This window comes from Streptomyces sp. NPDC056296 (assembly GCF_042268605.1).
GTDB lineage: Bacteria > Actinomycetota > Actinomycetes > Streptomycetales > Streptomycetaceae > Streptomyces.
In genome coordinates, this window is record NZ_JBHJRX010000028.1 from 59,576 (window position 1) to 61,474 (window position 1,899).

The 1,899-nt window shown below is 73.8% G+C and carries 2 protein-coding genes; both read right to left on the reverse strand.

Features of this window, described 5'->3' with window-relative positions; all coding sequences use genetic code 11:
- Positions 1-165: 165 nt before the first annotated feature.
- A complete protein-coding gene (locus ACFCZF_RS21430; protein WP_376672991.1) occupies positions 166-966 on the reverse strand; it encodes a DUF3097 domain-containing protein in 801 nt (266 codons plus the stop codon).
- Positions 967-1,000: 34 nt separating this feature from the next.
- Entirely contained in the window at positions 1,001-1,735 is a 735-nt protein-coding gene (locus ACFCZF_RS21435) for an MBL fold metallo-hydrolase (RefSeq protein WP_376672992.1), read from the reverse strand.
- Positions 1,736-1,899 lie beyond the last annotated feature (164 nt).

Below are 1,899 nucleotides of genomic sequence, written 5' to 3' on the forward strand. Positions count from 1 at the left end.
GGGCGGGAGGGAGGGAGGGATGGACGGAAGGATGGAGGGAGGGATGGACGGACTGGCTTGGGTTCGCCCCCGCCGCCCTTTCCCGTCCCGACCGGGGGTCTCCCCCCCCGGGCCCCCGCTCCTCAAACGCCGGAGGAGCTGGATATTGCCCGGCGTTCATGGGACTCACCCCGTCACGAAGTCGATCAGCTCCTCCACCCGTCCCAGCAGCTCCGGCTCCAGGTCCTTGTACGAGCCCACCCGTGCCAGGATCGCCTGCCACACCGCCCCGGTGTTCTCGGACGGCCACCCCAGTGCCCGGCACACCCCCGTCTTCCAGTCCTGCCCGCGCGGCACCCGGGGCCAGCCGTCGATCCCCAGCGACGACGGCTTCACGGCCTCCCAGATGTCGATGTACGGGTGGCCGACGACCAACGCGTGCTCGCTCGTCACCGCCTCCGCGATCCGCCACTCCTTCGAGCCCGGCACCAGGTGGTCCACCAGGACGCCCAGCCGCGCGTCAGGACCCGGTGCGAAGTCGGCGACGATCGACGGCAGGTCGTCCACGCCCCCCAGGTACTCCACGACCACGCCCTCGACGCGCAAGTCGTCGCCCCAGACCTTCTCGACCAGCTCGGCGTCGTGCCGCCCCTCGACGTAGATGCGCCCGGCGCGGGCCACACGCGCGCGTGCGCCGGGGACGGCGACCGAACCGGACGCCGTACGAGCGGGCCGTACCGGACCCGAGACGGGTCGCACGAGGGTCACCACCCGCCCCTCCAGCAGGAAGCCGCGCGGCTCCATCGGGAACACCCGGTGTTTGCCGAAGCGGTCCTCCAGCGTCACCGTGCCCGCCTCGCAGCCGATCACCGCGCCGCAGAAACCGGTGCCGGGCTCCTCGACCACCAGGCCGGGATCGGCCGGGACCTCCGGTACCGGCTGCGATTTCTTCCACGGAGGGGTCAGGTCGGCGGAGTACTGGCGCATTCTGATGACGATACGAGGAGCGGCCGCGCCGTGATCAGCGCGACACGCCGAAGCGGGCGGCCAGCGCGTCTCGTTGGGCCCTGACGAACGCCGCGTCCACCACCGCTCCGTGTCCGGGGACGTACAGCGCGTCCTCGCCGCCCAGGTCGAGCAGCCGGTCCAGGGCGGCGGGCCAGTGCGACGGCACGGCGTCTGGGCCCGCCTGCGGCTCACCGGACTCCTCGACCAGGTCGCCGCAGAAGACGACCTCCGGGACGCCCGGCACCAGCACCGCGAGGTCGTGGCCGGTGTGCCCCGGACCCACGTTGGCGAGCAGGACCTGCCGGCCGCCGCCCAGGTCGAGCGTCCACTCGCCGCAGACCTCGTGGCGGACGTGGACGAGCGCGTCGACCGCCTCCTCCGCCGACCCCGCGTCCAGCCCCTCCGCCACCGCGTCCGACCGCAGCGCCTCCCGCCCGTGTCCGCCCCGCGCGAACACCGCGTCCGTGCCCACCGCGCCGAACACCTCCGCGCCCGCGAACGCCGCGGCACCGAGGACGTGGTCGAAGTGCGGGTGGGTCAGCGCGAGATGTGTCACACGGTGGCCGGCGAGCTCCTGCGCCCCCGCGCGCAACCGGGCGCCCTCACCGAGGCTCGACCCCGCGTCCACCATCAGGGCCGCGCCGGAGCCGACGACCAGCCCCGCGGTGCAGTCCCACACCGGCAGCCGGCGCCGCCCCACCCCGGCCGCCATCCGCTCCCATCCCAGGTCTTCCCAAGTCACCGTCACGACGACGACGCTAGCGCCGCGACGTCTCCGTTCACGGCGGCGTGGCCCCCGGCCTTGCCGGGGGCGTATGCCGCCCCACCCCGGCCGCCATCCGCTCCCATCCCAGGTCTTCCCAAGTCACCGTCACGACGACGACGCTAGCGCCGCGACGTCTCCGTTCACGG